15 protein-coding genes are annotated in these 14,774 nt (G+C 39.7%); 8 read left to right on the forward strand and 7 right to left on the reverse strand.

Annotated features, from left to right (window positions below; translation table 11 throughout):
- Positions 1-10 precede the first annotated feature (10 nt).
- The gene (locus CLV96_RS07415) at positions 11-994 is read left to right on the forward strand and encodes a DUF368 domain-containing protein (RefSeq protein WP_004785114.1); all 984 of its coding nucleotides are present in this window, start codon (positions 11-13) and stop codon (positions 992-994) included.
- Here CLV96_RS07415 and CLV96_RS07420 read toward each other — a convergent pair.
- The 3 genes from CLV96_RS07420 to CLV96_RS07430 are packed head-to-tail and all read right to left on the reverse strand — an operon-like array spanning position 960 to position 5,066.
- The gene (locus CLV96_RS07420; protein ID WP_004785120.1) at positions 960-2,468 is read right to left on the reverse strand and encodes an aromatic amino acid ammonia-lyase; all 1,509 of its coding nucleotides are present in this window, start codon (positions 2,466-2,468) and stop codon (positions 960-962) included. The genes CLV96_RS07415 and CLV96_RS07420 overlap by 35 nt on opposite strands.
- 42 nt (positions 2,469-2,510) lie before the next feature.
- On the reverse strand, positions 2,511-3,980 hold the full coding sequence (locus CLV96_RS07425; protein WP_020775822.1) for a sodium:proton antiporter: 1,470 nt from the start codon (positions 3,978-3,980) through the stop codon (positions 2,511-2,513).
- Between the two features lie 54 nt (positions 3,981-4,034).
- Positions 4,035-5,066 (reverse strand): MBL fold metallo-hydrolase, encoded by a 1,032-nt coding sequence (locus CLV96_RS07430; protein WP_004786682.1) that lies wholly within the window; start codon positions 5,064-5,066, stop codon positions 4,035-4,037.
- Between the two features lie 82 nt (positions 5,067-5,148).
- Between CLV96_RS07430 and CLV96_RS07435 the strand changes: the two genes are divergently transcribed.
- The 5 genes from CLV96_RS07435 to CLV96_RS07455 all read left to right on the forward strand — a co-directional run bounded on the left by CLV96_RS07435 (position 5,149) and on the right by CLV96_RS07455 (position 9,700).
- A complete protein-coding gene (locus CLV96_RS07435; RefSeq protein WP_035982951.1) occupies positions 5,149-5,550 on the forward strand; it encodes a hypothetical protein in 402 nt (133 codons plus the stop codon).
- Between the two features lie 30 nt (positions 5,551-5,580).
- Positions 5,581-6,357, forward strand: a complete 777-nt coding sequence (locus tag CLV96_RS07440) for a YdcF family protein (RefSeq protein ID WP_004787582.1) — start codon at positions 5,581-5,583, stop codon at positions 6,355-6,357.
- 100 nt (positions 6,358-6,457) lie between these two features.
- On the forward strand, positions 6,458-6,850 hold the full coding sequence (locus CLV96_RS07445) for a cytochrome c maturation protein CcmE domain-containing protein (protein WP_004786637.1): 393 nt from the start codon (positions 6,458-6,460) through the stop codon (positions 6,848-6,850).
- The gene (locus CLV96_RS07450) at positions 6,847-9,045 is read left to right on the forward strand and encodes a heme lyase CcmF/NrfE family subunit (RefSeq protein WP_004786741.1); all 2,199 of its coding nucleotides are present in this window, start codon (positions 6,847-6,849) and stop codon (positions 9,043-9,045) included. Before CLV96_RS07445 ends, CLV96_RS07450 begins: the two co-directional genes overlap by 4 nt.
- Before the next feature lies 1 nt (position 9,046).
- Positions 9,047-9,700: a cytochrome c-type biogenesis protein CcmH gene (locus tag CLV96_RS07455; RefSeq protein ID WP_004785878.1), complete on the forward strand. Its 654-nt coding sequence runs from the start codon at positions 9,047-9,049 to the stop codon at positions 9,698-9,700.
- A 33-nt stretch (positions 9,701-9,733) separates the two neighbouring features.
- Here the strand turns inward: CLV96_RS07455 and CLV96_RS07460 are convergent, their stop codons facing one another.
- Positions 9,734-10,891: an aminotransferase class I/II-fold pyridoxal phosphate-dependent enzyme gene (locus CLV96_RS07460; RefSeq protein WP_004784192.1), complete on the reverse strand. Its 1,158-nt coding sequence runs from the start codon at positions 10,889-10,891 to the stop codon at positions 9,734-9,736.
- 74 nt (positions 10,892-10,965) lie between these two features.
- Here CLV96_RS07460 and CLV96_RS07465 point away from each other — a divergent pair, with 74 nt between their 5' ends.
- Positions 10,966-11,721, forward strand: a complete 756-nt coding sequence (locus CLV96_RS07465; protein WP_004787741.1) for an SIR2 family NAD-dependent protein deacylase — start codon at positions 10,966-10,968, stop codon at positions 11,719-11,721.
- A gap of 84 nt (positions 11,722-11,805) precedes the next feature.
- Entirely contained in the window at positions 11,806-12,162 is a 357-nt protein-coding gene (locus CLV96_RS07470; RefSeq protein ID WP_004787508.1) for a DMT family protein, read from the forward strand.
- Here the strand turns inward: CLV96_RS07470 and CLV96_RS07475 are convergent.
- Genes CLV96_RS07475 through CLV96_RS07485 form a run of 3 tightly spaced genes read right to left on the reverse strand, consistent with a single transcriptional unit; the run spans position 12,148 to position 14,723 of the window.
- Positions 12,148-12,825: a phosphopantothenoylcysteine decarboxylase domain-containing protein gene (locus CLV96_RS07475; protein WP_040917267.1), complete on the reverse strand. Its 678-nt coding sequence runs from the start codon at positions 12,823-12,825 to the stop codon at positions 12,148-12,150. The two genes, CLV96_RS07470 and CLV96_RS07475, sit on opposite strands and share 15 nt — an antisense overlap.
- Positions 12,822-13,352, reverse strand: a complete 531-nt coding sequence (locus tag CLV96_RS07480) for a phosphopantothenoylcysteine decarboxylase (protein WP_004786346.1) — start codon at positions 13,350-13,352, stop codon at positions 12,822-12,824. The genes CLV96_RS07475 and CLV96_RS07480 overlap by 4 nt, the downstream gene beginning before the upstream one ends.
- On the reverse strand, positions 13,353-14,723 hold the full coding sequence (locus CLV96_RS07485; protein ID WP_004786037.1) for a hemolysin family protein: 1,371 nt from the start codon (positions 14,721-14,723) through the stop codon (positions 13,353-13,355). It abuts the gene before it with no gap.
- Between the last annotated feature and the right edge of the window lie 51 nt (positions 14,724-14,774).

Below are 14,774 nucleotides of genomic sequence, written 5' to 3' on the forward strand. Positions count from 1 at the left end.
CCTCTCCTTTATGCCTCTATCGAAAAAAGAAATTTTATTCTGCCTTCTCAATGGCTTTCTCATCGGGATTGCCAACCTAATTCCCGGTGTTTCAGGAGGGACTTTTGCACTCATCCTTGGGCTTTATGATAGGTTGATCACAGCCATCACATCTCTAAACTTAGATACCATCAAAACATCGTTAGCTTTGGTATTTGGGTTTTGGAAAGAAGATGTACGAAAACGTTTCGCCGAAGAAATGAAACGGATTGATTTTTGGTTCCTCGTGTTTTTGGGAATTGGTTTATTGTTATCAGTTATCTCTGGAGCAAAACTCATCCAGTTTTTACTTCAAAACCACCCCCAAGCTACACTTGCACTTTTCATTGGACTCATCATCCCCTCACTTGCAGTTCCATACAAACTGATTGAAAAACATAGTTTCTTTGTTTGGTTATTCCTCATCCCCGGAATCCTTCTCACCATCGTCCCAAGTTTTTTTATGGGCGATACGACTGGTTCTGAAAATCCGCTGATTGCTTTTCTGACTGGAGCGATTGCCATTTCTGCGATGATTTTACCAGGTATCTCCGGTTCTTACATCATGCTCGTACTCGGTGAATACCAAATTGTAATTGGGAAACTTTCTACAATCCTCGAACCAAGTTCTATTGTTTTCCTCGGAGCTTTTGCAATTGGATGTTTACTGGGTCTTCTAATTTTTACTCACTTTGTAAAATGGTTATTTGTAAAATATAAGTCACACACAATGACTTTCCTACTTGGTCTGATCCTTGGATCTTTCTTTATCCTTTGGCCTTTCAAAGATTATGCAAATGGTCAGACTATTGTAGGTAGATCGGGCGAAGTAAAACGAGACATTCAAATTGCAACAGCAAAGAATGTTTTGCCAAAAGACTTTGCTGAAACTCAGATTCCACTCGCAGCCCTTGTTCTTGGACTTGTGCTTGGGTTTGGTCTCAACCGATTGGAATCTTTACAAGAGAAGAAATAGAATTTCTGAATCTCTCCTCTAGAGTCTGGATATCAAAATCCAGACTTCTATCTTCTGCCATTGTTTCAATGCCGATAAACAAATCTTTTCTTGGAACCAAATCCTTTTTTTTGGCAAACCTGGAAGACTGGTAAACGGAAAATGCTAAAATGGACAACAACCTATAACCGCTAGCAACTGTTCTGCGATTCCTTAAAACTGATATAGCGCCCATCGGAACAATGTCTTGGTTATTACCATTAGTAGAAAGAGATTGTACTGACCCAGGCATACTATCTCTCCTCACTTCAGCTGTAAGATGAGTCGACATAAGACCTAATCCAGAAAGACCTGCAAATGTCCCCGGTTTTTCAGATAACATCAAAGGGAATTCACCATTTTCTTTTGGTTCATATAGATAATTCAAAAAACGATCCACCCAAGTAAACCAAACTGCCATCACATTCTGCAATCGATCTGCAGCAAAACTGACTTGGGCTGCATAAAACCCTCCGCCTTCTGCAAAGCGAACTTCAGAATTCTCTGATTTAATCAAAACTGGATTATCCGAAAGAGAATTTAACTCTTGTTCTACGATTTTTGCAACAGAAATGACTTCATCTAGAAGAGAACCTAGAATTTGCGGGATACATCGAATGGAATATATATCTTGGATTCTATTTCCCTCTTGTTTCTCTTTGGAGTTCTTGGAAACAATCGGATAAAGAATACGAACAATTTCTTTTGGTCCATCAAATTGTTTGTGGTTATGATAGGCCGGATGGAAGGCGTCAGAGAATACAGAATGAAAACTAAAAAGATACTGCAAAAGTTCTAAGGAAAAAGACAGAATGTTTCGAAATTCAAGGACTTGTAGCCCAAGGAGAGCAGTTGTAAAACTAGTTCCGTTAGTAAGAGAGATTGCTTCTTTTGCCTGGGGTGTCCAAGGGAAACCAGGAATTTGAGTAACCCCACCATTCCAACGACTTGGCCCTAAGTCTTTACCTCTGCCAGTAAACCCAGACTCACCAAGTAAAGCCAATGGAATATAACTTAAAGGGATCAAATCTCCAGAGGCTGAAAGAGAACCCCTTTCCGGTAAAACAGGAATACAATCCATTTCCAACAGTGTATTCAATAGTTCTAATGTTTCAAAACGAATCCCTGATCCACCAAGTGATAAACAATGAATCCTTGCCGCAAGGACAGCTCTTGCTTCTTTATGAGTTAAATTTGAGAATGGAATTCCTTCTAGAGAAAAAACAGGTTCAACTGTTAAATGATAAATCAAAGACTTTTGGATTTTTTCCATATCTTCGTTGGATCGGAAGGCGTGAGGACCAAATCCTGTATGGATTCCATAAATCAATTTATATTCTGATGACTTAAGAATTGATTCTAATTGTTTTCTTTCCTCTGCTAACAAAAGACGAACATTCGATAAATGGGGAAACGACCCAGAATGGGATAAAGATTCGAGTAAAGATAAATTCAAAATAATTTAAAACCGGGGAAATTCCCCGGTTTGTCCAAAAGTTTAGACGAAGAATACGAAGGTAATTAGGATAAATACAGGAACTAAAATTCCCATAGAGTATGCTAAGTATCCACCGAAAGATGGCATCTTCACTTTGTTTTCTTCTGCAACAGATTTTACCATAAAGTTAGGAGCATTACCGATATAGGTATTGGCACCCATAAAGACAGCACCCACGGAAATGGCTTTTAGAATTTCTTCCGCTTGGACATTTCCAATAAACTGACCGAGTGTGAGAGGAGCCGCAGCACCTGCTGGAGTGAGAAGACCAGAAGCTAACGAACCAAAGGTGAGGTAAGTTGGAGCATTGTCTAATACGGAAGAGAAAGCCCCTGTTGCCCAGAAAAATTGCCAGTTTTCTGTAATTCCCAGTTCCTTACCATGTGCTTCGAGAAGTACTAATGCAGGAATCATGGTAATAAAAATACCAATGAAAAGATATGCCACTTCTTGGATTGGATGAAGTGTAAAGTTGTTAAACTTACGATCAGCTTCTTTAGAAGTAAACTTAGAAAGTCCAATGAGTACAAGTAATACTGCTTCACGGACGAATCCTAAAGTTGGCGTGTTGTTGATTTCTGGGATGTAGTTACTGTTTAAAAAAGCAACTGCCAAAATCACACCAAACAACCAAATGAAGTTCACTTGACCGCCAATGGAAAATGGAGTGGCGAGTTTATCGTCTTTTTTAAGATCTTTTTTGGTTTCTTTTTTATAAGCAAGGGTATCCCAAATAAAATACACAACTAGTAAGATACCTACTGCGAGTAACATTTCAGGTAAAAGTTTGAATGTCCAAGTGAAAGGAACTCCTTTCAAATAACCAAGAAATAGTGGAGGATCACCGAGTGGTGTTAAAGATCCACCAATGTTGGAAACCAGGAAGATAAAAAATACAACTGTATGAACCACATGTTTTCTTTCGCTATTTGTTTTTAACAAAGGACGAATGAGTAACATAGATGCCCCAGTAGTTCCAATAAAGGAAGCAAGACCAGCACCAATTAACAAATACAATGTGTTGTTTAGTGGTGTAGCGTGAATGTCTCCCTTGATCACAATTCCACCGGAAATATAAAACAAAGATCCTAGTAAAATGATGAAAGGAATATAATCAAAGAAAACCGTGTGCACAATATTATGGCTGTAACCATAAATGAGAAGAACCACAAAAGAAATGGCTCCCAGTCCGACGGCAAGGATCAATTTGTTATTATTGTCTTCCCACCAATGAGAAGTTTTGTGAGAGGCAACCGGTAAGATTGCAATGGAAAGTAATATGGCAACAAAAGGCAATACCGACCAATACGGTAGTTCCTGATGCACTGATTCGCCGTGTGACGAATGTCCTGTTTCTTCCTGAGTGGTTGTCTGCGCCTGAACCGGAGTTGGGTCCTCAGCAAATAAACCTGCTGTTGTCACAGACAAACAAACTAGGAATACTATCATTGTGAGAAGCTTCTTCAACATGCTCACCATCCTATTTTTTTAGGACAGCTTACCTGAAATCGAAACCTCGTGGAACTAAAAAAACCGAGATTCTCCAATTTTTAAAGGGACCAATCGTTCTTCGGAGATTCCCGACCGTTTGAGCTCTTCTTTGGTGCGGGGCACAGGAGAATCTAGTTTTTCATCGGAAAGGACGAAGGTCATGTAGTGCATTGGGACCATATACTTTGCTTTCAGATCCGCAAAAGCTTGGACCGCTTCTTTTGGATCCACATGAACCGCCTCCATCATCCAACGAGGTTCAGTGGCACCGATTGGCAAAATCGCGACATCAATTTCTCCCAATCGTTCCGCCACTTCTCGGAAATGGGTATAATAACCGGTATCTCCTCCAAAGTAAACTTTTTCCTTTTTGCCAGAAATGAGAAAACTCCCCCAGAGAGATTCGTTTCGATCGAAAAGCCCTCTTCCACTGAAGTGTTGAGTGGGTGTAAAAGTAATTTCAATATCCTTCCATTTTGTATCCTCCCACCAATCCATCTCCCTAACATTTTTCATTCCTTCACCTAACAATAATTTTTTGTTACCAAGACCGGTAAGTATGAGAGGATGGAATTTTTCCTCTAATTGTTTGAGTGTAGGTAAATCTGTATGATCGTAGTGGTTATGCGATAAAACCACTACGTCAATGGGTGGTAATTCTTCGATTTTAAGCCCTGGAGGTGTATAACGTTTTGGACCAATAAAACCAACGGGAGAACATCTTTCACTCCAAATGGGATCTGTAAGAATATTCACTCCGTCAATTTGGATAAGAGTTGTAGCATGTCCTATCCAAGTCACCGAAAGTTTTGAAAAATTTGCATTTAGCTCCTTTCCATCATTTCCAACCACAGGAAAGGGTGGGTAGTCGGCAGGATCCAAACTAATCGGTAACTGGAACCTTTGGAATTGCCAAACAAAAAGATCAGAGAGGCCTTTTGGTTGAATGTTGGGATTTGGATTTTGGAATCCATTTTTTGTGTGGTGGGATTTGCGAACGTTAGCGTCTGCAAAACAGGATAAAACTAAAAGAACAAGGAGGAAAGGTAAGGATAGGAACTTCACGTGGATTAGACGAAAAACAAACTTCGTATGTTTGGAATTTTCGATTGCGTTTTTTTACAGAAGAACGATCATTCTTTTTACTATGTTTAGGTATGATGAGACGAAGGATCTGATGATAGCCTATGCGAAATGGCGAGATACAGTGGACCGCACGGAGGGAAGCGAAACCGTGTTTGGTGCCAATGCTGAAGTTTCGGAAATTGCGAGAGATCTGAGAGAAGATGCAGAATTCGAACTAAGAATTTTAATCCAAGATTTAAAAAAACAAAATCCTGCTGCTATCAAAGAATGGGTGGAAGTCACCAAACAATATCTACACAAAGTTGAATCGTCCATTCCGGAAGAACAAATCCAAAAGAGAAAACAGATAGCACGAGATTGGAAGTATTCCCGTTCTCCACTGGGAATTTCTGTTCGTTATCCACACCCTTCACAGTATTGGGGGAGTGGGATTGGTTTTTTAGGTCCGGAATTCGACTGGTAAGATTCTGAAGGTTTCCGAATCCTATTACCAATGGATTCTATCTTTTTTACTCTTTCCAAACTTGCGACAGTTCTACTCTACCCACTCCCATTTTTTTTCCTATTGGCTCTGGTAGTCCTCCTAAAAACCAAGTCAGGCCACCGGAAGTTTCGACTCTTCCAAATTATTTTATTTTTATACTTAACATCCAATGTTTATGTTTCCAACTTCCTTCTCCAAACTTTGGAAAAAGACTACCCTCCCGTAAAAATTTCCGACCTTCCCAAATCGGACGTTGCAATCGTGTTAGGTGGAATGATCCAAACAATCTCAGCTCATCCTGGTAGACCAGAACTCACTGACTCAGCAGACAGACTAACAGATGCTGTGCGAATCTACAAAGCCGGGAAGGTAAAAAAGATTTTGTTTACCGGTGGATCTGGACTTCTTTTTGCCGATACCTATCGTGAAGCAGATCTTGCCAAAGAAATATTCATTGATTTAGGGGTTCCTGAAAAAGATTTAATTTGGGAAAACCAGTCTCGGAACACATACGAGAATGCTGTGGAAACAAAGAAGTTACTCCAGGAAAAAAAATTAGAAAAAACAATCCTCATCACCTCTGCCTTCCATATGAAACGTGCGGCAGGTTGTTTTGAAAAACAAAAGATTCCTTTTGTTCCCTATCCGACAGACTATCGTTCCACCAATCTAAATGCGGGTGCCTTTGAACTTTACGTTCCGTCGGCAAGTTTTTTAGACCAAACCTCTCTAGCGGTCAAGGAGTGGGTGGGATATTTCGTTTATCGCTACAAATCCTTTTTATAACATATGCATTTCCCTTGTTTTTTAAAGACCTTTTTGTTTGACCGAAACTTGCAATCAGAGAGGCTAGAGGAAAGACGGGAATTCGTCTAAAGAATGGATTATGAATCGTAAGTTTTTAACTCTTTTGTTTCTCATCGGGCTTTCTCTTGGCGGGATTGCATATTTTTCCTCTCAGGAAACATCCTATCTCCTTTTGGATGCTTCGGAACTAGCAGCCAACCAAACCAAATACTCAGACCAAAACCTACGAGTCAGAGGATTTGTGCGGGTGGGGAGTCTTGTCCGCGAGGGGAAAAAAGCCAAATTTGATTTGGAACTAAATGATCAAATTATCCCTGTATTATTTACAGGAGCTACACTTTTACCTGATGCCTTCAAAGAAGGTGCTAGAGCTCGCGTGGACGGAAAGTTAGACCACGGAGTTCTTGTTGCCACTCATGTAGAAGCCAAATGTGCTTCCAAATATGAAGCGGGATACGCCGAGGAACAATGAACAATTTAGGAACCATCCTTCTCTCTGCCTCTCTTGCCATATTAGTTTTTTCCGCCCTACAAACCATCTACGGAATTTATAAACAAGAACGAAAGGCCATCGAACTAGGCCGCCTAGCTCTGATGACAAATCCCTTTGTCATCATCTTAACCTTTACGGTTTTACTCACACAACTCGTAAGATCAGACTATAGCAACTATTATGTGGTCATGCACTCAAGCGAGCACTTACCGTTGTTTTATAAAATGACATCCATTTGGTCTGGATCTTCTGGAAGTTTGTTATTTTGGAATTTAATTCTAAACGTTTTTACTTTCATTGTTTTATGGCAAACACGTAAGTCCATTGAAGATAGAATACCGATGATGAATCTCATCCTTGCGGTTCTTTCTGGATTTTTTTCTTTCCTCGCTGTTTTTTATGGAGATGCGCAACCATTCCGTGAATTTGTTCCAGAAGCAGCTGCGGGCCGCGGACTCAATCCCCTCCTACAACATTGGGCGATGATCATCCATCCGCCGATTCTATATATTGGTTATGTGAGTATTTCCATTCCTTTTGCCATTGCGATGTCTGCTCTTGTGTCGGGACAACTTTCGGAAGATTGGATGAAGTTCATTCGTAAATGGACTTTGTTCTCCTGGTTTTTTCTTGGAACGGGAATCTTACTTGGATCCAAGTGGGCCTATGAAGAGTTAGGTTGGGGTGGGTATTGGGCTTGGGATCCAGTCGAAAATGCATCTCTTATGCCTTGGTTACTCACAAGTGCGTTTGTCCATTCCGTTGTGATCCAAGAAAGAAGGGGAATGTTAAAGTTCTGGAATATGTTACTTGTGATCCTTGCCTTTCATTTTAGTTTGCTTGGAACTTGGATCACTCGTTCGGGAGTACTCGAAGGCCCTCATAGTTTTTCCAAGTCAACCATTGGAACTCCTTTTATCATTTATATCATAGGTAGTTTTTTATTTTTTACAGGTTTTGTTGTGTATCGAAGAAAACAACTCACTCCTGAAAGAAACTTAGAGGCCATTACTTCCAAGGAAGGAAGTTTTCTTTTAAATAACTTTTTGCTCGTCCTTTCTACCGCAGCTATTTTGTTAGGTGTTTTTTCGCCTCTTTTGTATGGAAAAGAATTTAAAGCTCCTTGGTTTAATTCTTGGGGAGTTCCCGCTGGGATTTTTCTTTTGCTTTTGATGGGGGCTGCCCCACTTCTCGCATGGAGAAAAGGAGCAGGAGCTGTATTCTTTTCCACTCTTCTCAAACCCTTAATTGCTGGACTTGTCGGTGGGGGACTTTACATTCTTTTTTATTCTCAAAACTTTACCAAACCAGATAGTAAGTATGGCGATGTTTTGGCAGAAGTATATTCTGTGCTGACAGTGGCAATCGGCGTATTTACTATTTCAGGAATCATCCAAGAATATTACAGAGGAATTCGAGCACGTAGAGAAGAATTTCAAAACGAAAACTTTTTTGTCGCTGGATACCGAATGTTACTCAAAAACAAACGTCGGTATGGTGGATACTTAGTACACTTTGCGCTCGTTTTAATTTTTATTGGATACGCAGGTAATGCTTTTAAAATTAATACTTCAGTTCGTTTCTTTTATGAACTGCAACCACCGACATCGGAAGAAATTATTTACCAATCCATTGACAAAGCAATGATAGGTGGATACCAAATCGAAGCCTCCACACTTAAATTGAAACCTGTGTTAATTTCTGGACTCGGCGGGGAACCAAACATCCAAAACGTGATTGTCTCTCAAGAAGGAACTTATGGAATCTTTCGAGGTACAAATAAACTAGGTGACCTAACAACAGAACGTAGGTTTTATCCTCAAATTTCCCACCTAACAGGGGATTTCGAAACCCATATTCCTACTAGTGAACCTGCGATCCTTTCCATGACCAAAGAAGATTTTTATATCCAACTTGGGGCAATTGAAACCTCGGATTTAAAATCAGAAAACCCAGATCTACCATTGATGTTTATGCAATATTATTTCACTCCTGGTTCAGAGATGGATAAACTAAAGTTTTTCCTCAACTTCCCAAGACAAATTGTGGCAAACCTGGAAGTTTGGGTAAACCCGCTGGTCAAACTAATTTGGATAGGATCTCTTCTCTATTTTCTATCGGGAATCTTCTTATTATTACCTGCAGGCGAAAACAAAAAGAAGACGGTAAGTTAGGATGAAGTTTTGCACTCAAAGAAAAAATCAATTGATGAATGAATCCGCTTTGTCTCACACAAATATTTGGAATCAATCCATAAACAAATTTTACATTCTGGTTGTTGGATTATGTTTATTAGTTCCTAACATACTGTTGGCACAAAAAACAACCACCAACCTCAAAGACGAGGCACAGATCCAAACTTTTTTAAAAGTTACGGAACAAATTCGTTGTATTTGTTTGCCAAGTCTTCCCATTCAATCTTGTTCGTTTAACATGTGTGCGGCGTCAAGTTATCTTAAAACATTTATTGAAAACCGAATCAAAGATGGGATGAAAGAAAAAGAAATCATTTCTAAAATGGAAAATGGATTTGGAAATTCTGTTTTAAAAGACCCGATTGTTGTGATGTTTCAAGAAAATGGAAACCAAGGGATGGTAGATTCCATCGTATATGGATTTGGACCAAAAATTTTAGCACAACCTGACGGAACCTGGATCAACTTTACTTTGTTTGCTATTGGAATTCTTGGACTTTTTAGTATCTATCAATATGGAACGAGAAAGAAAAAAGACCCAAAAGAACCAAACGTAAGACCAACATCAGGTGACTTAAAAACCACCACAGAACAAATCAAAAACAAAATTCGTAAATTCGAAGACGAAACCTAAAACAAATTTAAAAACAAAACTAAGTTAAGCCGGTTAGCGAGAGTTCCATTTCTCTCTAACTCGGACGAGTTCCTCTACCAAAGTCTGGATATCATTTAACTTTAACTTGGCATTCAAACTGATTCGTAACCGTGGTGTCGGAACTGTTGGGGGACGTATGGCTCGAACATCCAAACCTTTTTCTTGTAATCCGTTTGCGTAAAACAAAGCCTCTTTCTCTGTTTCGAGAAGAAGAGGGACAATATGCGAAGTAGTCTCTGTAATAGAAAATCCATTTTGTTTAAGAGAATTTTTTAGACCATTTGCTAATGAAAGTAAATCGGCTCTTTCTTTGTCCATAGTACCAAGAAAAGATAAAGCAAACGAGGCAAGTTCCGAAATCATTGGGAGGGGTGCTGTTGAAAAAATAAAAGACCGCATTACATTCACCAAATGGTCACGGCCGATTTTTTTTGTGACAATGATCCCACCTTCAAGCCCCAAAGATTTTCCCAAAGTATAAACCCTGTAATCGATAGATTTAATTTCTGATAAAGTTAAATCACGGAACACAAGCCCTTTCCCACTAGAACCATAAATCCCAAAGGCATGGGCCTCATCTAAAACCAAAACAAATCCGAATTCTCTTTTTAACTCAAGCAAGGTTTTTAAATCGGGAGAATCACCATCCATACTAAACAAAGTTTCGGTCACAACGATTCGTTTTTTCTTATACCCTGGATCATCGATGTTTGCCTTTTCTAATAAAGTGCGCAGGTGGTTTAAATCTAAATGATTGTAGTATTTTTTTTGGGCACCAGAAATTCGGATTCCATCTAAAATTGAAGCGTGGTTGAGTCTATCGCTAAACACAAAACAGTCGGGAGCAGCAATGGAATCAATGAGTCCGAAATTCGCAGTGAATCCCGTGGATACCAATAGAGCCGCCTCTCCTTCCACAAAATGAGCAAACTCCGATTCAAACTTGTCCATCGACATTCTGTTGCCTCGGACCAAACGTGAGGCAGTGGATCCAAATGGATAAACCTCTTTCTTCGTTTGGAAAAACTCCAACATACGAGGATTAGTTGCAAGCCCCATATAATCGTTGGAACAAAAATCAATTCCTTGGTAAACCTTGGTTTCCCGAAACAATTGTTTTTCGTGAATGGAATCTAGCTTTTTTTGGACTTCTTCCCAGTGAGTGGCCATTGACTGCCAGTTTTCTTTTTCTAGATTTTTTTCCGATTTAATTTTTAACCCAATTTGTTAGAATGATCCCATAAATGAGCCTTCTTCCTCCCGACCTCATCCATAGAATTCGTTCTGCAACGAATGTTCTGTTTCTGACGGGTGCAGGTATCTCCAGCGAAAGTGGGATTCCGACCTTTCGAGGGGATGGGGGGTATTGGAAAAAATTCAAAGCAGAAGAACTTGCCACCCCGGAAGCCTTTGCCGCCCATCCCGAGGTGGTTTGGGATTGGTACGATTATCGGAGAAATGTTTGTTTTGAAGCCAAACCAAACGAAGGACACCTAACTATTGCAAGATGGCAATCGTATTCAAAAACTGTAAACCTCATCACTCAAAATGTCGATGGGCTCCACCCTAGGGCAGGAAGTCGAAATCTCCTTGAAATTCATGGTAATATTTTTCGTGCAAGGTGTACGGGATGTGGCGACAAATTTGCCTTAGGGGAAGATGGGATCAAACAAAAAGGCATAAAGTATTGTCCGAATTGTGAATCTCTTTTACGACCAGACATCGTTTGGTTTGGAGAAAGTTATGATAACCGCTTACTGACAAAGGCTTGGGAACAAAGCAAACAAACTCAAGTTGTGTTTGTGATCGGAACAAGTGCCAATGTTTCTGTCCCTGCTAATTTAGCCCTTACCGCCATCCGCAATGGTGCCCTTGGGATCGAAATCAATCCAGAATCCACAACCCTCACTCCTTCGATGCAAGTTCATTTTGGAGGTAAATCAGGAGAGACTCTTCCTGAAATATTTAAGGAAGTATTTCCGGATGTTAGTCAAAAGTAAAATTTGGATTAGCCGAGACGCATCAAATTCGAAGATCAAATTTTTTCATCAGTCATATCAAAATTCAATAAAAAAGAGATTATTATGTTAACCATCTTTCTACTCGTACTTTCCAATATCTTTATGACCTTTGCTTGGTATGGACATTTAAAATTTGCAAAGTCAAACAATATGTTTTATATTATTTTGTTTTCCTGGGGTATTGCATTTTTCGAATATGTACTGATGGTCCCTGCAAACCGCATTGGATATACAGTTTATAAATTTGAAGGGTTTCAACTCAAGATCATCCAAGAAGTGGTGACCATTTTTGTTTTCATTCTTTTTGCGACCATTTTCCTCGGAGAAAAAATCAAATGGAACTATATCGTTAGTTTTGGATTGATCCTTCTTGCTGGATATTTTGCTTTTGGATTTGGACCTAAATCAAACGGACACTAAAAAAGAAACTAACTCTTCTGCAATTTTCTCTTTGGGAAGCGGGCCAATTTCTTTTTCTAGACCACTAACACCAAATATACGAATTGTAGAATCCACTTCACCAAAACCTTTTCCTGAGCCAACATAGTTTCCAACAATAAACGTAAGGCCTTTTCGAATCAGTTTGTCTTTAGCATGTCGCTCTAATTCTCTTGTTTCAGCAGCAAAACCGACTCGAAGGGAATTTAAAATTTTATGTTCCGCAACATACTCGGTCACTTGTTGTAACACATCAGGATTTTCTTCTAACTCTAGAAGAAGCCCCTTAGTACCTTCCGAGGTTTTTTCCTTTTTAATCTTATGTTCTGCGGTCATGATCGGGCGGAAATCTGCAGGTGCAGCCGCCATCACAAGTAAACTATCGTTAGAAATTTCGGATAAAACGGCATCTCTTAATTGGATTGTTGTTTCTACTTCGATGTTCCGAATGGCTCCCGTAACATGGGAATATCGTTCCAAGGTATTGCCATGAATATAAACTACTTCCACAGGGTATTTTAAAAATGAAGTGGCTATTTCAAAACCCATTTTTCCAGAAGAAGCATTGGAAATATAACGCACAGGATCAATCCATTCCCTAGTAGGTCCGGAGGTAACGATGACTCGTTTAAATTTTAGATTCATGAATTGGTTGTATGGAGTTTAATGATTTGTTCCATGATGGATTCAACCGTAGCTAGTTTACCGTATCCCTCATCCCCACAAACCACAATCCCTTTATCGGGAGAAACAATGGTAACTCCATCCGATTCTAGGGTTTTTAAATTTCTTTGTACAGCCGGGTGTAAATACATTCCTGGGTTCATAGAAGGAGCCACTAACACGGGAGAGGTGCATGCAAGATAGGTGGAGGTTACTAAATCGTCCGCAATGCCGTTGGCCATTTTTCCAATGATATTTGCCGAGGCTGGAACCACTGCCAATACGGAAGCAATGTTTTTGATTTCGATATGAGCCATTCCCGTATCAAACTCATCCACTCTCACCGGTTTTCCCGTTAGAGCTTCGAATGTAATTTTTCCAACAAATTTGGTGGCATTAGAAGTCATGATCACACGAACTGGATATCCTTGTTTGGTAAGTCCTCTTACCAAATCACAAGCTTTGTAGGAAGCAATGGATCCAGAAACAGCAATCACAATTTCTTTCATTTACCTGTCCTCATAAGAAAGTTCTCGTTCCAATTCGGAATCATTATCTTCTTCCAATTTAGGAGTAAACAAAATGGAGATAATCTTATTTCCTTCCATTTTTTTTACTTTAAGGCTTCCTTTTTTGATTTGAACAATGCTACCTTCTTTGGGCATATCTTCGTTCTTTTCCATAAAGTAACCTGCAATCGTTCGAACCTCTTCCATATCAGATGGTTCTTCCCCTTCTAAGATACCGGATAAACTAGAAAGTTCCGTCTCTCCATCAAGGGTGATTGCTTTTGTTTTTTTGTTCTTCGAAGTTACATCTACTTCATCCGTATCTGTTTCATCTCGAATTTCACCAAAAAATTCTTCGATAATATCTTCTAACGTTAGTAAGCCGGACACTCCACCGTATTCATCAATCACGATTGCCATGTGTTGTTTTTTCTCACGGAGTTTTGTCATCACTCGTTCGATGGACATAGATTCTGGAACTTTTACAAAATCCTTTTCCATAATGACTGTGATTTTTTCTTTTTTGCCTTTGGCAGAAAGGTGGGCCGCTTGCCATTTTAAATACTTTTGTACGTGAACAATCCCAACGATTCGATCTAAGGTTTGGTCATAAACAGGATATCTTGAAAAACTATGTTCGGCGATGAGTGGGAGCATTTTATCGATCGTAGATTCTTGTGGAATTCCGATGATCGAAAGCCTATGTGTCATTACATCTTTGGCAGTGTGTTCTGAAAAATCAAAAGTCTTTTGGATGAGTTGCATCTCTGCATTGTCAATCCGACCTTGTTTCCGTTGTTCCTCAATGATGATCATTAGTTCTTCAGCTGAATGAACATACTTATCGCCAGTCCGTTGCAAACGGAAAAGTGTGAGAATCCCTCCTGCCAAACGGTTCATAATGAAAGTGACAGGGAAAAACAAATAGTAGAACAGCCACATAGGCCCAGAAACACCAAGCGCAATGGACTCTGTGTTTTGGATGGCCAATGTTTTAGGAACAAGCTCTCCTAAAATCACATGCAAAAGTGTAATGAGAGTAAATGAAACTCCAATCGAAATGCTGTGGATGGTCACAAGATCCAATTCAATTTGGAACATATGGAGGAATCCAGAAACAACACTTGCAAACAAAGCTTCGCCAATCCATCCAAGAAGTAGGCTTGCGACAGTAATTCCCACTTGGCAGACCGACAACATATCATCAATTTTTGAGACAGCTTTTTTGGTGATATGAGCCATAGCTCTGTTTTCTTTGACAAGCTCCTCAAGACGAGAAGGCCGGATGGAAACCATGGCAAATTCGGCTGCGACGAAGAAACCATTGACAAAGACGAGGAGGAAGATGAGAAAGATGCCGATTATTTCCATAGAAACTCGAACACCACTAAAGTATTATGATCAGGGTCCATTGGTATGAGG

The sequence above is a fragment of the Leptospira meyeri genome (assembly GCF_004368965.1).
Taxonomy (GTDB): domain Bacteria; phylum Spirochaetota; class Leptospiria; order Leptospirales; family Leptospiraceae; genus Leptospira_A; species Leptospira_A meyeri.

Bases quoted from the DNA above. Each gene is read 5' to 3' on its own strand.
- CLV96_RS07450 (WP_004786741.1), top strand. From the start codon at position 6,847: ATGAACAATTTAGGAACCATCCTTCTCTCTGCCTCTCTTGCCATATTA.
- CLV96_RS07460 (WP_004784192.1), bottom strand. From the start codon at position 10,891: ATGGCCACTCACTGGGAAGAAGTCCAAAAAAAGCTAGATTCCATTCAC.
- CLV96_RS07440 (WP_004787582.1), top strand. From the start codon at position 5,581: ATGGATTCTATCTTTTTTACTCTTTCCAAACTTGCGACAGTTCTACTC.
- CLV96_RS07470 (WP_004787508.1), top strand. From the start codon at position 11,806: ATGTTAACCATCTTTCTACTCGTACTTTCCAATATCTTTATGACCTTT.
- CLV96_RS07480 (WP_004786346.1), bottom strand. From the start codon at position 13,352: ATGAAAGAAATTGTGATTGCTGTTTCTGGATCCATTGCTTCCTACAAA.
- CLV96_RS07445 (WP_004786637.1), top strand. From the start codon at position 6,458: ATGAATCGTAAGTTTTTAACTCTTTTGTTTCTCATCGGGCTTTCTCTT.
- CLV96_RS07465 (WP_004787741.1), top strand. From the start codon at position 10,966: ATGAGCCTTCTTCCTCCCGACCTCATCCATAGAATTCGTTCTGCAACG.
- CLV96_RS07475 (WP_040917267.1), bottom strand. From the start codon at position 12,825: ATGAATCTAAAATTTAAACGAGTCATCGTTACCTCCGGACCTACTAGG.
- CLV96_RS07415 (WP_004785114.1), top strand. From the start codon at position 11: ATGCCTCTATCGAAAAAAGAAATTTTATTCTGCCTTCTCAATGGCTTT.
- CLV96_RS07435 (WP_035982951.1), top strand. From the start codon at position 5,149: ATGTTTAGGTATGATGAGACGAAGGATCTGATGATAGCCTATGCGAAA.
- CLV96_RS07425 (WP_020775822.1), bottom strand. From the start codon at position 3,980: ATGTTGAAGAAGCTTCTCACAATGATAGTATTCCTAGTTTGTTTGTCT.
- CLV96_RS07485 (WP_004786037.1), bottom strand. From the start codon at position 14,723: ATGGAAATAATCGGCATCTTTCTCATCTTCCTCCTCGTCTTTGTCAAT.
- CLV96_RS07455 (WP_004785878.1), top strand. From the start codon at position 9,047: ATGAAGTTTTGCACTCAAAGAAAAAATCAATTGATGAATGAATCCGCT.